22 protein-coding genes and 1 pseudogene are annotated in these 17,811 nt (G+C 34.1%); 19 read left to right on the forward strand and 4 right to left on the reverse strand.

Annotated features, from left to right (window positions below; genetic code table 11):
• The first annotated feature begins 13 nt into the window (after nt 1–13).
• The 6 genes from ACQKNR_RS06440 to ACQKNR_RS06465 all read left to right on the forward strand — a co-directional run bounded on the left by ACQKNR_RS06440 (nt 14) and on the right by ACQKNR_RS06465 (nt 4,483).
• Nucleotides 14–610 (forward strand): N-acetyltransferase family protein, encoded by a 597-nt coding sequence (locus ACQKNR_RS06440; protein WP_427316254.1) that lies wholly within the window; start codon nt 14–16, stop codon nt 608–610.
• Nucleotides 583–933, forward strand: a complete 351-nt coding sequence (locus ACQKNR_RS06445; RefSeq protein ID WP_427316256.1) for an NIPSNAP family protein — start codon at nt 583–585, stop codon at nt 931–933. The genes ACQKNR_RS06440 and ACQKNR_RS06445 overlap by 28 nt, the downstream gene beginning before the upstream one ends.
• 302 nt (nt 934–1,235) lie before the next feature.
• Entirely contained in the window at nt 1,236–3,086 is a 1,851-nt protein-coding gene (locus ACQKNR_RS06450; RefSeq protein ID WP_427316258.1) for a sigma-54-dependent Fis family transcriptional regulator, read from the forward strand.
• A 115-nt stretch (nt 3,087–3,201) separates the two neighbouring features.
• Nucleotides 3,202–3,456, forward strand: coding sequence for a DUF3977 family protein (locus ACQKNR_RS06455; RefSeq protein ID WP_427316260.1), 255 nt, complete (start codon nt 3,202–3,204; stop codon nt 3,454–3,456).
• Nucleotides 3,456–3,605, forward strand: a complete 150-nt coding sequence (locus ACQKNR_RS06460; RefSeq protein WP_427316262.1) for a hypothetical protein — start codon at nt 3,456–3,458, stop codon at nt 3,603–3,605. The genes ACQKNR_RS06455 and ACQKNR_RS06460 overlap by 1 nt, the downstream gene beginning before the upstream one ends.
• A gap of 662 nt (nt 3,606–4,267) precedes the next feature.
• Nucleotides 4,268–4,483, forward strand: a complete 216-nt coding sequence (locus ACQKNR_RS06465; RefSeq protein WP_427316264.1) for a hypothetical protein — start codon at nt 4,268–4,270, stop codon at nt 4,481–4,483.
• A gap of 239 nt (nt 4,484–4,722) precedes the next feature.
• Here ACQKNR_RS06465 and ACQKNR_RS06470 read toward each other — a convergent pair.
• A pseudogene (locus ACQKNR_RS06470) lies at nt 4,723–4,812 on the reverse strand (exosporium leader peptide-containing protein); the annotation flags it as partial.
• Between the two features lie 479 nt (nt 4,813–5,291).
• Between ACQKNR_RS06470 and ACQKNR_RS06475 the strand changes: the two are divergent.
• Nucleotides 5,292–5,729: an NUDIX domain-containing protein gene (locus tag ACQKNR_RS06475; protein WP_427316266.1), complete on the forward strand. Its 438-nt coding sequence runs from the start codon at nt 5,292–5,294 to the stop codon at nt 5,727–5,729.
• A 36-nt stretch (nt 5,730–5,765) separates the two neighbouring features.
• On the opposite strand, the gene ACQKNR_RS06480 is transcribed toward ACQKNR_RS06475, so the two are convergent.
• Entirely contained in the window at nt 5,766–6,377 is a 612-nt protein-coding gene (locus tag ACQKNR_RS06480) for a TetR/AcrR family transcriptional regulator (RefSeq protein WP_427316267.1), read from the reverse strand.
• A gap of 159 nt (nt 6,378–6,536) precedes the next feature.
• On the opposite strand from ACQKNR_RS06480, the gene kynU reads away from it, so the two are divergent.
• The 5 genes from kynU to ACQKNR_RS06505 all read left to right on the forward strand — a co-directional run bounded on the left by kynU (nt 6,537) and on the right by ACQKNR_RS06505 (nt 11,006).
• Nucleotides 6,537–7,823 (forward strand): kynureninase, encoded by a 1,287-nt coding sequence (gene kynU, locus ACQKNR_RS06485; protein WP_427316268.1) that lies wholly within the window; start codon nt 6,537–6,539, stop codon nt 7,821–7,823.
• Between the two features lie 2 nt (nt 7,824–7,825).
• Nucleotides 7,826–8,455: an arylformamidase gene (gene kynB / locus ACQKNR_RS06490; protein WP_427316269.1), complete on the forward strand. Its 630-nt coding sequence runs from the start codon at nt 7,826–7,828 to the stop codon at nt 8,453–8,455.
• A 32-nt stretch (nt 8,456–8,487) separates the two neighbouring features.
• A complete protein-coding gene (gene kynA / locus ACQKNR_RS06495) occupies nt 8,488–9,327 on the forward strand; it encodes a tryptophan 2,3-dioxygenase (protein WP_427316271.1) in 840 nt (279 codons plus the stop codon).
• 121 nt (nt 9,328–9,448) lie between these two features.
• Nucleotides 9,449–10,372: a serine hydrolase domain-containing protein gene (locus ACQKNR_RS06500; protein WP_427316273.1), complete on the forward strand. Its 924-nt coding sequence runs from the start codon at nt 9,449–9,451 to the stop codon at nt 10,370–10,372.
• Between the two features lie 16 nt (nt 10,373–10,388).
• Nucleotides 10,389–11,006, forward strand: coding sequence for a Pr6Pr family membrane protein (locus tag ACQKNR_RS06505; RefSeq protein ID WP_427316274.1), 618 nt, complete (start codon nt 10,389–10,391; stop codon nt 11,004–11,006).
• A gap of 65 nt (nt 11,007–11,071) precedes the next feature.
• Here the strand turns inward: ACQKNR_RS06505 and ACQKNR_RS06510 are convergent, their stop codons facing one another.
• Entirely contained in the window at nt 11,072–11,404 is a 333-nt protein-coding gene (locus ACQKNR_RS06510) for a DUF3889 domain-containing protein (RefSeq protein ID WP_427316276.1), read from the reverse strand.
• Between the two features lie 145 nt (nt 11,405–11,549).
• Between ACQKNR_RS06510 and sleB the strand changes: the two genes are divergently transcribed.
• The 6 genes from sleB to ACQKNR_RS06540 all read left to right on the forward strand — a co-directional run bounded on the left by sleB (nt 11,550) and on the right by ACQKNR_RS06540 (nt 15,980).
• Nucleotides 11,550–12,329 (forward strand): spore cortex-lytic enzyme, encoded by a 780-nt coding sequence (gene sleB, locus ACQKNR_RS06515; RefSeq protein WP_427316278.1) that lies wholly within the window; start codon nt 11,550–11,552, stop codon nt 12,327–12,329.
• 15 nt (nt 12,330–12,344) lie between these two features.
• A complete protein-coding gene (ypeB, locus tag ACQKNR_RS06520) occupies nt 12,345–13,685 on the forward strand; it encodes a germination protein YpeB (RefSeq protein ID WP_427316280.1) in 1,341 nt (446 codons plus the stop codon).
• Nucleotides 13,686–13,711: 26 nt separating this feature from the next.
• The gene (locus ACQKNR_RS06525) at nt 13,712–14,308 is read left to right on the forward strand and encodes a YhcN/YlaJ family sporulation lipoprotein (protein ID WP_427316282.1); all 597 of its coding nucleotides are present in this window, start codon (nt 13,712–13,714) and stop codon (nt 14,306–14,308) included.
• Between the two features lie 107 nt (nt 14,309–14,415).
• Nucleotides 14,416–14,772 (forward strand): hypothetical protein, encoded by a 357-nt coding sequence (locus ACQKNR_RS06530; RefSeq protein ID WP_427316284.1) that lies wholly within the window; start codon nt 14,416–14,418, stop codon nt 14,770–14,772.
• Between the two features lie 25 nt (nt 14,773–14,797).
• Nucleotides 14,798–15,295, forward strand: coding sequence for a GNAT family N-acetyltransferase (locus ACQKNR_RS06535; protein ID WP_427316286.1), 498 nt, complete (start codon nt 14,798–14,800; stop codon nt 15,293–15,295).
• A gap of 148 nt (nt 15,296–15,443) precedes the next feature.
• The gene (locus ACQKNR_RS06540) at nt 15,444–15,980 is read left to right on the forward strand and encodes a DUF1697 domain-containing protein (protein ID WP_427316288.1); all 537 of its coding nucleotides are present in this window, start codon (nt 15,444–15,446) and stop codon (nt 15,978–15,980) included.
• Between the two features lie 44 nt (nt 15,981–16,024).
• Here ACQKNR_RS06540 and ACQKNR_RS06545 read toward each other — a convergent pair whose 3' ends face one another.
• Nucleotides 16,025–16,429, reverse strand: a complete 405-nt coding sequence (locus ACQKNR_RS06545; protein ID WP_427316290.1) for a hypothetical protein — start codon at nt 16,427–16,429, stop codon at nt 16,025–16,027.
• A 209-nt stretch (nt 16,430–16,638) separates the two neighbouring features.
• On the opposite strand from ACQKNR_RS06545, the gene ACQKNR_RS06550 reads away from it, so the two are divergent.
• Complete coding sequence (locus ACQKNR_RS06550) at nt 16,639–17,808, forward strand: ParM/StbA family protein (protein WP_427316292.1); 1,170 nt, start codon at nt 16,639–16,641, stop codon at nt 17,806–17,808.
• Nucleotides 17,809–17,811 lie beyond the last annotated feature (3 nt).

Genomic DNA, 17,811 nt, shown 5'->3' on the forward strand with positions numbered 1-17,811 from the left:
AAAGGAGTTTGCAATGATTATAAAAGAACAAGAGTTTCATATAAATGGACTAGATTATACAATTCGATCTGCAACTTTCCAAGATGCAGATCAGTTATCGAAAATACGAGTACAGATTGATGGAGAAACTGAAAATATGGATAGAGAGGCTGGAGAGGGATTTATAGATACGGAGGGGTTTCAAAAAATAATCAAAACTGATAGTGAAAAAATGAAAAATCTCTTTTTAGTTGCAGAAGTTCACAATCGAATCGTTGGCTTTTCAAGATGTGAAGGATCTGATTTAAAGAGATTGTCCCATAAGGTTGAGTTCGGCGTTTGTATTTTAAAAGAGTTTTGGGGATATGGAATCGGTAAGAATCTATTACAGCAATCTACCAACTGGGCTGACGAAAATGAGGTGAAAAAGATATCATTACAAGTGTTAGAGACAAACGAGAAAGCTATTCAGCTTTATAGAAAATTAGATTTTGAAGTAGAAGGCGTTCTGAAAAATGATAAAAGGCTATTGGATGGTAAGTATTATAATACGGTAATAATGGGAAGGTTTACTGATGCTGTGCATAAAAGAGGTGAAGAGGTATGTTTTACAGAAGGAAGTACTATATAGTCAAAAATGAATTCATAGAAATTTTTAATGAGCATTTCAACAACACAAATTTACCTAATCAATTAAAGTATGGTTCTCGACTAATAGGACGCTGGATGAAAGATCATAATGATGGTACAACTGAAGTATTTGCTATATGGGAATATGATAGTTATGAAGATTATGAAGGAATTGAAACGAAAATTAGAAATGATGAGACTCATGTTAAAAGAATACATGACTGGTATGAAAAATATGGCGGGAAAGAATATGTTTTACGAGAGTACATAATAGAGATGAAAAATGAAGAGTTACTATGTACTGTAAAGCGATATAGAGGGTGAGGAATAATGGGAATTAGATTAAAACTATTTATTAGTTTAGCATCTACTAGTTTATTTTTCGTCGCGGTCGCAATATTCTTTTTAAATAACAATCCGATAAAGTGATTTTGGTTATGTATTTTAGTAGGATCCGTTATACAAAATATAGTATTGTTAAAAAGATATAAAAAACTCCATTAAGATATTCAAATTATTAACACATTTGTGTCGTCTTTTTAGTTTTATTGAAAACGCTTTTAGTCAGTTTTATAATAAAAGTATGTTTTTATTAATCTCCAAAAAATCAAAGGGGAGATGATACAATGTTGGCTTCACCGTATTACTTACATACTTGGAAAAAGTTTGTGAATGAGGGTATTCTCAATTCAGATCGGATAAATAAAAGAATTTCTGAGTCGTGGCTTCGCTGTAAACAAGCGAATGTAAATCCTCATATGAATAAAGGTCAGAACATTTTGACTTCTGATATTTTTCAAGATCAAAAGCAAAAGAGTGAAATTTTTCTAGATATTGCATTACCTCACCTGCAAAATATGAATAAAACAATTGATGAACTACAAATGATGGCACTATTAATTGATCCAGATGGATATGTACTTTCATTAAGTGGAAATAAACAAACGTTAAAGCGAGCAAAACATATTAATTTCATTGAAGGTGTGAAATGGACGGAAGCTGCAGTTGGGACAAATGCGATAGGAACAGCGTTAGAAATTGAAGAGGCCATTATGATAAGCGGCACAGAACATTACTCTGTCGCATCTCATAGCTGGAGTTGTGCAGCTGCTCCTATCCATAATGATGATGGGAAATTAATTGGTGTTTTAGATTTCTCCTGTCCAATTGAGTTTTCACATCCATATATGCTCGGTATGGTAACTTCAATTGCACATGCGATTGAACGTGAATGTAGCATAAGAGTTCATCAAAATGAACTACACTTAATTCACCGCTTTTTAGATGTAATTGATAGTGATGAACAAGTAGTTATTTGTAATCATCGTGATGTTATCGTTTCCGCAAGTAAACGAGTTCGTGAGCGAGTATCTAATTGGTCACGTATGAGACTGGTAGATTTATTGCAAAATGACCTGTCAACTAAATTAGAAGTACCAGTATATAGTAATGATAGATTGATAGGGAAATGTATTTATGTAAAGGAAAATAAGCAAACGAATTTTTATTCTGCTATCCCATTCATAAAAGGAATTTCTTTTCCTGGAGTTATTGGGACAAGTAATGCATTTCAACATACATTAGAAGAAATTAAGCTTGTTTCACCGACTGATGCTAGTGTGTATGTGTGTGGTGAAACCGGAGTAGGAAAAGAATATGTTGCGAGAGCTATTCATGAAAATAGTTCAAGAAAAAATGGTCCTTTTATAGCGGTTAACTGTGGTTCATTACCGAAAGAGCTAATGGAAAGTGAATTGTTTGGTTATGCTGAGGGAGCGTTTACAGGTGCGCGACGTCAAGGATATAAAGGGAAATTTGAACAAGCGGAAGGAGGAACGTTATTTCTAGATGAAATTGGTGAAGTACCACCAGAGATGCAAGTAGCACTATTACGTGTTTTACAAGAAAGAACAGTAACACCAATTGGAAGTTCAAAAGAGATTCCAGTAAATATTCGTATTATTACCGCGACGCATAAAGATTTACTACGATTAGTAGAAGAAGGGAAATTTCGTCAAGATTTATATTATCGTTTACACGTTTACCCGTTATATGTTCCATCATTAATAGAAAGGAAAGAGGATATTCCGTATTTCATACAACATTTTTGTGATCGAAAGAACTGGAATGTTCAATTTCCAATAAGTATTTGTAATCAACTTGTACAGTATAAATGGTCAGGAAATATTCGAGAACTATTAAATGTATTAGAACGCATTTACATTTTGTCGCAAGGACAGGAAATATGCGAAAAGCAAATTACTGTTTTATTACAAACGATGATGGAAAATGAAAAACAATTTGAGTTGCAAGCAGAAAATAATGAAGACCATACCTTAAATTTTCGAGAAAGAATACAGCGTGATAGCATGATTGAAGCACTGCAAAAGACGAACGGAAATGTTTCGTTAGCTGCAAAGTTATTAGATGTGCCTCGTAGTACATTTTATAAACGAATGCAAAAATTCAGGCTATAAAAGTAGATTTTTGTAATCTGCTGTTTCTTTGTGGGCTCATGTTCTGTCGGAATGTGCGCTTACCGGGGAAATAATAGAATAGTTAGAAAAAAATCCCCTGAAAGGGGGCAAGCATGTGAAGTATATTGAAGTTGGTATCGGGAATAGATGGTTTGTTCGAACAGAGACCGAAAATACAGATGGTACTGAATTTGAGGAACGAGGAATTATAAAACCTATTTATTTTGAGTCTTTATATGTACGGGTTTGGTTTCGAAAAACTTGTTTTATTTTTGATACGAAAGAAGGATTTAAGAAAGTTAAGAAGAGGAGAATTGAATATAAATTTATTATTGGAATTGTAAGTAGACTGAATGGGACGAAAGGGTAATGAAGTGCATAGTTGTATTGGAAGGGGAATTTTTTTTACATATTATAACTTCGTCTAACGCATTTCTCTATTGGACAGTAGCATTGGCTGGGATGAATACAATGGATCCACTAGAAACAGTGACACAAACATTGCGATTGGCTTCATAATCAGAAACCTCAAACCGCGTTTGATTGTTAGGAACTTCCACCCTGTTTATGAATAATCCCAAACTCCTGTCACCGCTAAGAGTATCGGGATTATAATTCACACTTACATAATATTCAATATAATATGACCCAGCTTGATTAACGGGGATAGTCACTCCATCTGAGTCAAGATTTACTCCATCAGCTGTCTGCCAAGTGGTACTCCAAGGCATAGGTTGGTTCCTGACCGATGTGACAAAGCTAGTTTGATAAAAATTTCCGAAAGCCGTTGAAAATACAATCGGTGCTCCCTCGATAAAAACTTTCTGTACACATGTTTTACATTTTTTATAACAACTACAGTTACAGTTTTTATGTCCACACTTCTGACAACGTTCAGACAAAAAACATCTCCCATTCTATCAAGTGGCTATTAGTAAGATATTAATTTTTTTACTAATGCAAGACGGATACTTGTCCAAGGAGGTTTAATTCATTTATAAAAAGTCTCATATACGGTTAAGAGTAAAGAACCTGCATATCGAATTGTACAGAGGGGCATATATGGTTTGAGGCTAAAAAAGCCTCTTTTAGAAACTCTAAAGGGGGCTTTTCATTCAAAAAATAAAATCTTATCGGAATTTTCTTAGGCCATAAAATAAAACGCTTACGGACAATTCACAATGGTAATATTGACGCTAGCCATTGTTCCAGGGGAATCAAGAAGTGAAGCAGTAACGGTTACTGTTCCAGGTCCATTAGCGGCTAGAAATACAGCTGTAAAGTTACCTGAAGCATTGGTGATGACAGCAAGAGGAACCACGAAAGCAAGAGAAGGATTACTAAATGAAAAGCTGACTACTACCCCTGCAGCAGGAATACTGTTTACTAATACTTGACCCGAAAAAAATAAAGTATTATTTCCTTGGGTGGATACACATGCTGTAGTATCGTTAGAAACCAAGGTAATAGATGCAGTTCCGGCAGGAAGAGAAAATCCAGTAGGTCCAGTAGGCCCAGTAGACCCGGTAGACCCAGTAGGTCCAGTAGGTCCAGTAGGCCCAGTAGGTCCAGTAGGCCCAGTAGACCCAGTAGATCCAGTAGGTCCAGTAGGAAGTGTAAAAGGTGGGGGAGGGGGGAGTGTAGGACCCACTAAATTAGGATTTAATGCATCTGCAGATACAAATTTATTAGCATTAAATTGGTTTTGATATTTGTTATATGACATATATTCACCTCTAATCTGAATTATTGAAAAATATATTGTGTAATAGTATATGTATAAATGATAAATTAGGAATGGACTGATAAATTATATTAATCATGAATTGAAAATAAAAGTTATTAGCGGCCAAGCGATACAGCTTGGTTTGTAACAGAACCAAAAGGATATGTGGTTGGGTAAAAACTCATATAAATCGAAGCTATGTCGCTTCGATTTATACAAGACGAAATAATTAATTTATATGGGGGGGAGATATTCAATTATATAGTGCTAAATAGCTTTACTTAATTGCAAACATAGCCTATGTATATGTGAAGTAAGAGGAAAGGGATTAGTTATTCAACTATGTTTTGTTATCGATAAAAATGATAGAAACTCGTTTACTAGTTTTTTTGCGACATTTCCTTTTCCTTTCTATATAGAAGTTGATATTAATAATATTATTGGAAAATACAGTGATCAATATACGAGGAGTGAATAATATGCCGATGTCATTATATTATGGGAAAATCCGTGAAAAATTAGGATCTGAGCTTATTTTTATGCCAAGTGTAGCTGCAGTTATAAAAAATGAACAAGGAGAAATTTTATTTCAATATCCTGGAGGAGAATACTGGAGTTTGCCAGCTGGAGCAATTGAACCTGGAGAAACCCCAGAAGAAGCAATAGTTAGAGAAGTCTGGGAAGAAACAGGATTGAAAGTACAAGTAAAAAAAGAAAAAGGGGTATTTGGAGGGAAAGAGTTCCGTCATACATATTCGAATGGAGATCAAGTAGAATATATTGTTGTTGTATTCTTGTGTGAAATTATCAGTGGGGTGTTGAAAGCAGTTGATGGAGAATCTTTAAAACTAAAATATTTCCCTTTATCTAAAAAGCCACCTTTAGCATTACCCTACCCAGATAAAATATTTTTATAGACGATACTGTAGCACACTTTAAATATATGAAGTGTGCTATTTATATAACCCCGTCGTATACATTTTCGTTAATGTATGTACTATTTCTTCTAGTTCTACCTCTTTGTTATTTTGCACGATTTTCCAAAGAAACATTTCATTCATCGCGAACCAACCGCGTGCTACAATCTCTTTATTTAATTCAGGCTGTGCCAATCCACTCTCTTGAGAGTAAGCAATATCCTGCGTAATACTTTTTATAAAGCGTTCGCGAATCTCATCCCATTTTTGACGTATCTCTTTTGATAATCCTATTGCTTCTTCGACAACTTGCAAAATAGCTCGTTCTTCTTCCGCTAATTGTAGGAATGCTCTAACTTGATTTTGAATCATATCGTGTGCTTCTACTTTTGTTTGAGGGGAAAAAGTGCGCTCAGCAATATCATAAAAACGATTCATAACATCTTCCATCAAAACGATAAGGAGATCATCTTTGTTTTTAAAGTATACATATGCCGTTCCATAGCCAGTTTCTGCATGTTTAATAATTTGCGTGATTGTCGTTTTTTGAAATCCGTTATTTATAAAAATAGTGTAACCGGAATGTAATAGTTTCTTTTTTGTTTCTAAGGAGCGGTGTTTTCTTGTTGAAAGAGTAGTGTTTTTCAAAGAATCACCTCTTTATACTGAAATGTCTGAAAATATAACTGTATTGTAAAAGAAGTTCGTATATAAAGTCAACTGACATAATATCATTGACGTTATATCAATTTCAGTGATATATTTCAATTAGTTAGAATAAAAAGAAAATTAAAAGAAGGTGACACCATGTATAAAGAACCATTTCAACCAACTTATGAGTATGCGCTTGAATGTGATAAACATGATGAACTGAAAGATTTTCAAACTGAATTCTATAAAAAAGAAGGAACAATATATTTAGATGGAAACTCATTAGGGCTACTTTCAAAAAGAGCAGAAAAATCATTACTTACTTTGCTAGATTCATGGAAAGAGTACGGCATTGATGGATGGACAGAGGGTGAGCATCCGTGGTTTTTCCTTTCAGAGAAATTAGGTGAATTGACGGCGCCTCTTATTGGAGCTTTACCGGAAGAAACAATTGTAACCGGTTCCACGACTGCGAATATACACCAAGTAATTGCGACGTTTTATGAGCCAAAAGGAATACGTACAAAAATTCTTGCGGATGAATTAACTTTCCCGTCAGATATTTATGCACTTCAAAGTCAAATTCGTTTAAAAGGATTAGATCCAGAGGAGCATCTAGTACGAATTAAAAGCCGAGATGGTAGAACACTTTCTGAAGGTGATATTATTCATGCGATGACTGATGATATCGCTTTAATTTTATTACCTTCTGTTTTATATAGAAGTGGACAAATTCTTGATATGAAACGTTTAACAGCGGAAGCACATAAACGCGGTATTCATATAGGATTTGATTTATGTCATTCAATTGGATCTATTCCGCATCATTTTAAAGAGTGGGATATTGATTTTGCTGTATGGTGCAATTATAAATATTTAAATGCAGGACCTGGTGGTGTTGCGGGATTATATGTAAATAATAAACACTTTAATAGACTTCCAGGATTGTCTGGCTGGTTTAGTTCTAGAAAAGATAAGCAGTTTGATATGGAACATACATTAACTGCAGCTGATCATGCAGGTGCGTATCAAATCGGTACACCTCACGTATTAAGTACTGCGCCGTTAATCGGTTCTCTTGAAATTTTTAAAGAAGCTGGCATTGAGAAGTTACGTGAAAAATCACTTCATATTACGAGATACATGTTAGATTTAATAGATTGTGAATTAAAAGATTTCGGATTTACAATTGGAAATCCGTTAGAGGACGAAAAGCGAGGCGGGCACATTTATTTAGAACATGAGGAAGCAGCACGCATATGTAAAGCGTTAAAATCGAATGGAGTTATCCCTGACTTCCGAGCGCCTAATGGTGTAAGACTTGCACCAGTCGCTTTATATAACACATACGAAGAAGTGTGGAAATCTGTTCAAATTTTAAAGAGAGTTATGAAAGATGAAGAATATAAAAAATTTGAAAATAAGCGAGAGGTAGTGGCATAAGTATGAGAGAGTCACAGTGGATTGATATTTCACAACCATTAAACAATAATATCGCAACGTGGCCAGGAGATACACCCTTCTCGTATGAAGTTTCATGGTCAAAAGAAGAGAGTGGCTCAGTAAATGTCGGAAAGTTAACGATGAGTATTCATACAGGTACTCATATTGATGCACCGTTTCATTTTGATAATGACGGAAAGAAAGTATTAGATTTAGATATTCAAGTTTATGTTGGCCCAGCACGGATTATTGACGTTTCTAATCTTGAAAGCATCGGGAAAAAGGAATTAGAAAGCTTTCATTTAGAAGGTGTAGAACGATTGTTGTTACGCACATCTTCACATGGTAAAGCAGAAGAATTCCCAGATGTAATCCCGTATTTACACGCTGATATTGCACCGTTTCTTTCAGAGAAAGGTATACGTTTAATCGGAGTAGATGTACCATCAGTTGATCCATTAGATGATAAAGAATTAGCAGCGCATCATCAATTATTTAAACATGGAATTCACATTTTAGAAAATGTCGTTCTAGATCATGTAGCAGACGGTGATTACGAATTAATCGCATTACCACTTGCATTAACAGATGCAGATGGAAGTCCAGTTCGAGCAGTTATTAGACCAATATAAGTAGAAACATATAAAAGGGGCGTTTGGCTATTATGAAAGAAAACGAAAAGGTAATTATGGAAAAAGGGATTCATACGGATTTTAAAGAAAATATGACGTATGGGGAGTATTTACAATTAGATAGTTTACTATCTTCTCAAAAGAGATTATCAGACCATCATGATGAAATGTTATTTATCGTTATACATCAAGCGAGTGAGCTTTGGATGAAGCTTATTTTACATGAACTAAATGCAGCAGTTGAATCGATTAAAAACGATAAATTAGCACCAGCATTTAAAATGTTAGCACGCGTATCAAAAATTCAATCGCAAATCATTCAATCTTGGGATATTCTTGCGACATTAACGCCATCAGAATACATTGAATTCCGCGATTCACTTGGTCAAGCTTCAGGCTTTCAATCGTACCAATATCGTATGATTGAGTATGCGCTTGGCTATAAGACACCACATGCATTAAAAATTTATGAAAAGGATCCAGAATTACACGCACGTCTTCATAAAGCTCTACATGCACCAAGTCTATATGATGTGGCAATTCAAGCACTTGTAAAAGAAGGCTTTCCAATTCATAAAGATGTGTTAAATCGGGATATTACGCAGCCTTATGAGGAGGATGCAACTGTAGAAGCAGCTTGGATAGAAGTGTATGCAGACGTGAAGAAATATTGGGATTTATATCAGCTTGCTGAAAAATTAATTGATATTGAAGACTGGCTACAACAATGGCGTTTCCGTCATATGAAAACGGTAGAACGAATTATTGGACATAAAATGGGAACAGGCGGCTCTTCAGGTGTATCTTATTTAAAACGAGTACTTGATCAACGGTTCTTCCCTGAGCTTTGGAATGTTCGTACGAAATTATAGGAATAAGCTTGTCAGCTAATTATGGCTGATAGGCTTATTTTTTTATTTGAACACAGTTATGTTTTAATAAAAGGAACAAGATATAATAAATTAAGTAACTATTTTAATGGAGGTAAGGTTTTTGGATTTTAAGCAACTAGAAAATAAATTTGAAAAGAAAAAAGTGAACACATTTCTTGTTTATCAAAAAGGGGAATTAACAACTGAGTATTATAAAACGTTAGAGTGTGAAAGTAACTTATATAAAATAAATTCGATTACAAAAAGTATTGTATCAATATTAATAGGTATTGCAATTGATAAAGGATATATAAATAGCATACATAAACCAATTACAGAGTGGATTCAAAACGTACCTGAGGAAAAGAGTAATTTGACGCTTTATCATTTATTGACGATGACAACAGGAGAAGATTGGAAGGAGTTTGGGAATGGGGTTGTTTTCCCAAATGATTTCGTAGAATCAGAAAACTGGGTGCAGTACATATTAGAAAAACCAATAATTGAAGAACCCGCTACAAAAATGAATTATAACTCAGGTTCTTCTCATTTACTTAGCTATATTATTCAAGAAGCAACTGGAATGTCGACAGAGCAGTTTGCGAAAAGGTATTTATTTGAGCCATTAGAGATTACCGAATATGAGTGGCAACAAGATCCACAAGGTATATATGTCGGCGGCTTCGGTATGAAAATGAAATCTATAGATTTATTAAAGTTAGGAAAATTATGTTTGCAGAATGGATATTGGAATGGGATTGAAATTGAAATTGTATCAGCGAAATGGTTAGAAGAGTCAAGTAAGGCTCTATTTGAAACATATGAACATGTCGGTGCGTATGGATATCACTGGTGGGTATTAAATAACAAAAGATTTCACATACCGTATTGTATGTATTTTGCTATGGGATATGGAGGACAATATATTGTTATCATTCCGCAGTTAGAACTTGTCGCTGTTATGAGTAGTCATATGCCAAAACGTGGACTCGTTCCATTAAAATTATTTATTGAGCATGTACAGGAGAATTCCAATTATATATAAGGAGAGGAGGGACTGTATGGGGAATGTAAAAATGATATCCTTTTTTAGGCTATGTTTAAGTCTGCTAGCATTTAGTGCCCTTATTACGCAATTTATAATAAGGGCACAAGTGATACCATTCAATCCAATTAATTTTTTTAGTTTCTTTACTATCGAAAGTAACATATTAGTTGCATTCATTCTCCTTTTAAGTAGCATTGGAACAGCTCCATTTGGTCGCTCAGAACAGTTTGGTATACTTCGTGGTGCAGCGACCGTATACATACTTACAACAGGACTCATTTATTTTTTATTATTGAGAGGATTAGAAGAATCACTTCAAACGGCAATACCGTGGGTAAATACTGTGCTACATTATATCATGCCAATTGCAATGCTTTTAGATTGGGTTTTAAATCCACCTACTAAGAAAATTACATGGAAATACGCTGCGAGTTGGCTATTATTCCCGTTGTTCTACGTAGTTTATAGCGTAATACGTGGTCCAATTGTGAATTGGTATCCTTATCCATTTTTAGATTCGAGAATAGGCGGATATGAAAGAGTCTTTTTCTATAGTGTTGGGATAGCAATTGTAATTGGTGCTTTATGTATATTAGTTAAAATGTTAGGAAATAGAAATTTCAGGAAATAAATTTAGCAAATAAATAAGAATAAAGAACCCCCACTGTATACATTTTAAACAGTGGGGGTTTTGTTTTAAAGATTTGTTTTCTGAAATGACATTTTTATAAATTTCTCCGTCTTCGTTTCAAATTCTACATCAACAAAAACACCATATTCTTTTCCATCTTCACGTAACCACAATTTAAATTTTTCAACTGTTACTTTAACTGTTTTTGGTTTTCTACCTATATGAAGATAATCAATAATCTCTGCCTTTGGGTATTGTTCTTTCGTTTTTTCTATAGCAAGCTTACCCCATTTGGCATAAGGCGGCTGTGCATGAATAATTGATGGTTCAGTATATATAGTTGAACATGTTGTTAATAAAAAAGTGACGAGTGCGATACGCTTTAAGAATTGCTCCATAATAAACTCCTTTTATCCTTTTTATATATTGTTTACATATTCTTTTAGCTATATTAGTTTGGATTTTTTTGTCTTCTTTACATAAAAGCGATGGTTTTACAAAACATAACCATGAATTCATTTCTGTAAATAAGGAGGGAAATCTATGCGTCAAAAAGCTGTTTTAAAAATAGCAATTTTGCTAGTATTCATAGGACTATCTTTGATGGTCAGTAGTATACAACTAAAAAATGTTGAAGCCTTTTCTAATCAAGTCATTCAAAGGGGGGCATCTGGTGAAGATGTTATTGAACTTCAATCTCGTCTGAAATATAACGGATTTTATACAGGAAAAGTAGATGGTGTTTTCGGATGGGGTACATACTGGGCACTTCGGAATTTTCAAGAGAAATTCGGATTGCCTGTTGATGGTTTAGCGGGTGCTAAAACGAAGCAGATGCTTGTTAAGGCAACAAAGTATGATAAGTCAACTGCTAATAAAGGAACTACAACGAATAAAGGGAATAGTGGTGGCAATGCACAAGAAAATAAACCATCTCAAAATAAAGGGACAAATGTTCCAAACGGCTATTCTCAAAATGACATTCAGCTAATGGCAAACGCAGTCTATGGAGAGTCACGTGGTGAACCGTACTTAGGACAAGTTGCTGTCGCTGCAGTTATTTTAAACCGTGTTACAAGCGCATCATTCCCAAATACTGTATCAGGTGTAATCTTTGAGCCAAGAGCTTTTACAGCGGTAGCGGATGGACAAATATATTTAACGCCAAATGAAACGGCGAAAAAAGCTGTATTAGATGCGATAAATGGATGGGATCCAACAGGGAATGCTTTATATTATTTCAATCCGGATACGGCGACAAGTAAATGGATTTGGTCTCGTCCACAAATTAAAAAAATTGGTAAACATATTTTCTGTAAATAGAGCGGAGGTGGAAACGTGTTACGAGGTATTATCATTGTATTATTAACAGTAGGTGTAGTTGGAACAGGTTATTGGGGCTATAAAGAGCACCAAGAGAAAAATGCGGTTTTAATTCGAGCGGAAAATAGTTATCAACGTGCATTCCATGATTTAGCATACGAGGTTGATTTATTACACGATAAAATTGGCACAACGCTTGCGATGAATTCACGCTCATCTTTATCACCGGCATTAGCGGATGTATGGCGTTTAACATCAGAAGCGCGCTCGAATGTAGGACAATTACCATTAACATTAATGCCATTTAATAAAACAGAAGAATTTTTAGCAAATATCGGTGATTTTAGTTACCGTGCAGCCATTCGTGATTTAGAAAAAGAACCGTTAAATGATCAAGAATATAAAACTTTGCAAACTTTATATTCAAACGCTGGTAATATTCAAGATGAACTAAGAAAAGTACAACATTTAGTATTGAAAAATAATTTGCGCTGGATGGATGTAGAACTGGCCCTTGCTTCAAATCGCGATCCAGCAGATAACACAATTATTGACGGATTAAAAACAGTCGAAAAGAATGTAACATCCTATTCATCTACAAACTTTGGACCGACCTTTACAAGTGCACAAAAGAATAAAAAAGGCGGATTTGAGGCAGAAGGAAAAGCAATTTCTAAAGATGAAGCTGCGAAAATTGCAAAATCATTTTTGAATTTAAAAGGAAATGAAAAAGTAGATGTTGAGAAGAGTGGAAAAGGTGCAAAAGAATCTTTCTATAGTGTGAAAATTATAGATCCAGCAACGAATAATGAGTTTCACATGGATATTACCGGAAAAGGCGGATATCCAATTTGGGTAATGAATAATCGAGAAATTAAAGAGCAAAAAATTAGTTTGAATGATGCAGGAAGTAAAGGATTGACCTTTTTAAAGGATCATAAGTTTAATAATATGGAGCTTTATGATAGTTCTCAGTATGACAATATCGGTGTATTTACGTATGTAGTAAATGAGAATGGCGTACGTATTTACCCAGAAGCAATCCAAATGAAAATCGCTTTAGATGACGGATCAATCGTTGGTTTTTCTGCGAAAGAATATTTAGCATCACATCAAAAACGAACAATTCCATCTGCAAAGCTAACTGCTTCAGAGGCAAGAAAAAAAATAAATCCTGATGTAAAAGTAATGGAGGAGCACAAAGCTGTAGTCGTAAATGACTTGCATAACGAAGTACTTTGCTATGAATTTGTTGGCACTTTAGGAAAAGATACGTACCAAATTTTCATCAATGCAAATAGTGGGGCAGAGGAAAAAGTGAAAAAAATGCAAGCTGTTGAAAAAATTTATGATTAAACCTAAATAGTAAAGTGGTGAAAATGATGAAAATCCTAATATATATGTTGATGCTTTGCTTCGTTATAACAGGATGCAGTATTGGAAAAAAAGACAATCCAAATGAAAAGCCAGAACAAAAAAATGTTTCAATGAAAAATGTTAATTATACGAATAAATCAAATAAGCCAAATGAAAAAGCTGCGGATCATTTAGCATCTTTAGCAGCAGGTGTGCCTGGAGTGAACGATGCGACAGCGGTAGTAATTGGGAAGTATGCTGTTGTAGGAATTGATGTAAAAGCAAAGCTTGACCGAACGCGTGTAGAGTCCATTAAATACTCTGTTGCAGAAAGTCTAAAAAATGATCCTGATGGTGCAAACGCAGTAGTTGTAGCAGATGTTGATACGTACGAACGTCTCAAACAAATCGGAAAGCAGATTAAAAAAGGGAAAACAGGTGAAGGTATACTAGATGAATTAGCAGCAATTGTTGGACGAGTAATGCCACAAGTTCCAAATGACATGATTGAAAATAGAGAAACGAATCCAATTAAAGATAATGATAAACAATTGCCAAAAGATGAAGAAAAAGAACTAAGAAAAGAGCAGGATGACCAGTCAAATAATCATTTGAAGAAATAAAGTTAGCCTCGTACTAAATTGTACGAGGCTTTTTTAATATAATATTAAATATTCAGTTTATTAACAAGGGAATATATGGTTTAATTATAATGGGAGGGACAACTGTTATGATGAAAAAAAGCGCATTTATATTATGTAGTTTATGCCTAAGTTTCAGTATGACAGCGTGTGAACAGAAGAAAGAAGTGAAAAAACAAACAGCGACTTCTTCTACTGTGATGGAAAGTCAGAAGAAAGAATCGATTAATATAAATCATTTCTCAAAAATAAATGAAGGAATGACTTATACAGAAGTGAAAGATTTAATCGGTTTTGAAGGGAATTTACTCATAGAAGAAGGGGTAGAATATTCTACACAAATTAAACAAATTTTTGCTTGGAAGGGAAGCGATCCAAATTCATTTGTTGAAATTACATTTTTAGATGGGAAAGTGCATTCTAAAGTTCAGCAAGGTTTAATTTAAATAAATAAAAATGGGAGAAGTTAGCATGAACATACATACTGGGGAAATACAATTAGTTCCTTATAGGGAGAAGTATAAAGAAATTATACAATCATTTACTTTACCAAGTGAACAAGTTCAATTCACATCAGATCCAGGCGAATTACTTGAAAAAGCAAAAAGTGATCGCACAAAAAATGTAATCGTTATTTTAGATTATAACGGGGTACCTGTTGGTCTTTTTACATTACAAACAGGTGATAGAGTACAAGAGTTCACAGAAAATGAAGATGCCTTACTTTTAACATCATTTTCTATAAATCACGATAAACAGAGGAGAGGATATGCTAAAAAATCATTGGCATTATTACAAGAGTTTGTAAAACGCTATTTTCCAATGAAAAATGAAGTTGTACTTGCTGTGAATGAAAAGAATATTCCTGCACAAAATTTATATAAAAAAGTCGGCTTCCAAGATAAAGGCTTTAGAAGAATGGGACCAATTGGTCAACAAATAATAATGCACCTATCTATAATGAAATAACGAGATAAAAAGCTTACTCTTGAACATTCATGTAGTAAGTTTTTTTTATTGTATGATATGTTAGTAAAAACGAAAGCAAGTATCCAAAAAAGATAAAGGTGTCAACATATATAGTTGAAAGGCCAATGAATATGTGAGGGGTAATTATATGACAATTTATATTGCGTTACTTAGGGGAATCAATGTAGGTGGACATAAAGTAATCAAAATGGCTAATTTGAAACGAGTGTTTGAATCAATAGGATTAAAACAAGTGAAAACATATATTCAAAGCGGTAATATCGTGTTCGAATCTGAGGAAGATATAAACTTTCTAAAGGGAAAAATTGAATCTGAAATTAAAAACGAATTTGATTTCGATGTTCCAGTCATGCTAAGAACAAATGAAGAATTTATAAATACTATAAAACATTCTCCTTATAAGGCTGATGCTTTGTTAGAAGGAGAAAGTATACACGTTGCCTTTTTAGCTAATCCACTTTCTGAAGATGAGAGTAAGCAGTTACTTATGTACAAAAGTGAACTTGAAGATTGCTATATAGATGAGAAAGTTGTGTATTTATTTTTCAAAAATAGCATTCGAAATTCTAAATTAATGAACCAGTTTCAGAAGTTACATACACCAGCTACGGTCAGGAATTGGAGGACTGTGAATAAGATAAAAGTGTTAGCAGAAGGGATTTAAAAATAAAAAGAAGAGGCTTTCTAAATGTAGAAAGCCTCTTCTTTTTATTTATATTGTTTTGCGACAATAAGTTCAACGATAGGATAAATAAAAAATGAAGAACAAAGTGCGATAAACAGAGGTAGGTTTTTAACACCATCTAAATTGGAGCCCATAGAAAATCCTTCCGAGAAGAATAATATAAGGAACATTACAACTACAAGTACAAAATAAGCAATTTTAAAGCTTTTATATGTAATTTGCTGTCCCATTTCATCTTGGCTTTCTTCTGACACACCGTGGAGATCTCCCCATGTAATATGATTGATGAGGTAGCTAAGTATTAAAGCGCTTGTGAAAATTGTTCCACCTAAAATCTCACCTTCAGCGATGTATTTATAAGCTCCGTGTATAAGCACCCCAAGTAATGATAAAACGATTGTTATTAAAATGAATTTTTTATGATTCATATTAGAACAACTCCCCCCATGTTGTAAAAAAGTCTTTACAATCACAGTATAAAATTGGAAAACTATCATGTCAAATACTTTTTACACAAAATATGTGGTTATATAATATTTTGTTTTTGCGATAAATAAAAAATTACATTACATTTGAATGTAAAAGAATGGGCTCGCATATATTTGGAAGGGATGTCAGATTAATTTAGGGGGTAGTTATGTCTATACTTTTAAAAGCTGGTGCAGATGCAGGAAATAATGGTTTGAAGTTAATGGTGAAAGGGCAGGACCCTATTTTTATTCCGAGTATTTATTCTTTATATATAGGAGAGCCTACAGGACTGTTAGATGAGGGAGCTGTTTCATTATCAGAATTAGAGAATCATATTGATGTGACCATCAGTTCTCCTTCACTAATGTTAAATAACGTACGATACATCGTTGGAGAAAAAGTGATTCAAGATCAATTAAAAGGTACGGAAGTGGAGAAGAAATCAAATAAATCTACTGATGAACTGATGGTCATTACAATCCTTTCAGGTTTAGCAATAAGTGCTATGCGCCAAAGTCCAACTTCTAGCCATATTAATATTCGATATGATCTATCTGTCGCACTTCCAATGCAACTTATTACACAAGAAATTGCTGCGGAAAATGCGAAACGTTATATGGGCAATCATAAAGTCGTTTTCCATTACCCGAACGGACGCGATGTGACAATTAATGTTTCAATAGAGTTTTGTAAATGCCTTCCTGAAGGTGCTTCCGGAACGTGGGGCATTGTATATGATGAAGAAGGAAATGTTGTGAAACATAAAATAGAATGTGAACAAAATCAAGTTTCTGAAATTGATTTTGTAGATAAAACTTTATTGTCTTTTGATATTGGCGCGGGTACAACAGAAGAAGTCGTTTCGTTAGGAGTAAATTTCCGCCCTCAACTAAGTAAAGGGCTATCTTACGGTGTTAAAGAAACGTTGCTACAAATTATTACGAGATGGAATAGGAAATACCCTACGAAAACGATTGATAGTATTACAGAGTTTAATCAAATTTATTTAAATGAAAAGCACCCAAGAAATGTGCTGTTAGTTGAAGAATCACAACCAGCACTTTTAGGTTTAGCTGCGCGCGTCGCAACAGACATTATAAATAAAATTGACGATATGAAAGATGATCCATACGTATTTATTTATGGTGGGGGTGCAGTTATCATTAAAAATAGCTTGAAAATGATTTTAAAACAAAAAGGACGCCTAAAAAATGTGATTTTTGTAGATAATCCATTATTTACAAATGCAAGAGGCTTGTTAGTCTATACTTGTTCGCCAAAGTATAGAGAGCATAAGCAAAAAGAGTTAGGATTTACAAACTTAACGATAAGTTAGTTG

This window comes from Bacillus sp. NPDC094077 (assembly GCF_050279465.1).
In the GTDB taxonomy this organism is placed as follows: domain Bacteria; phylum Bacillota; class Bacilli; order Bacillales; family Bacillaceae_G; genus Bacillus_A.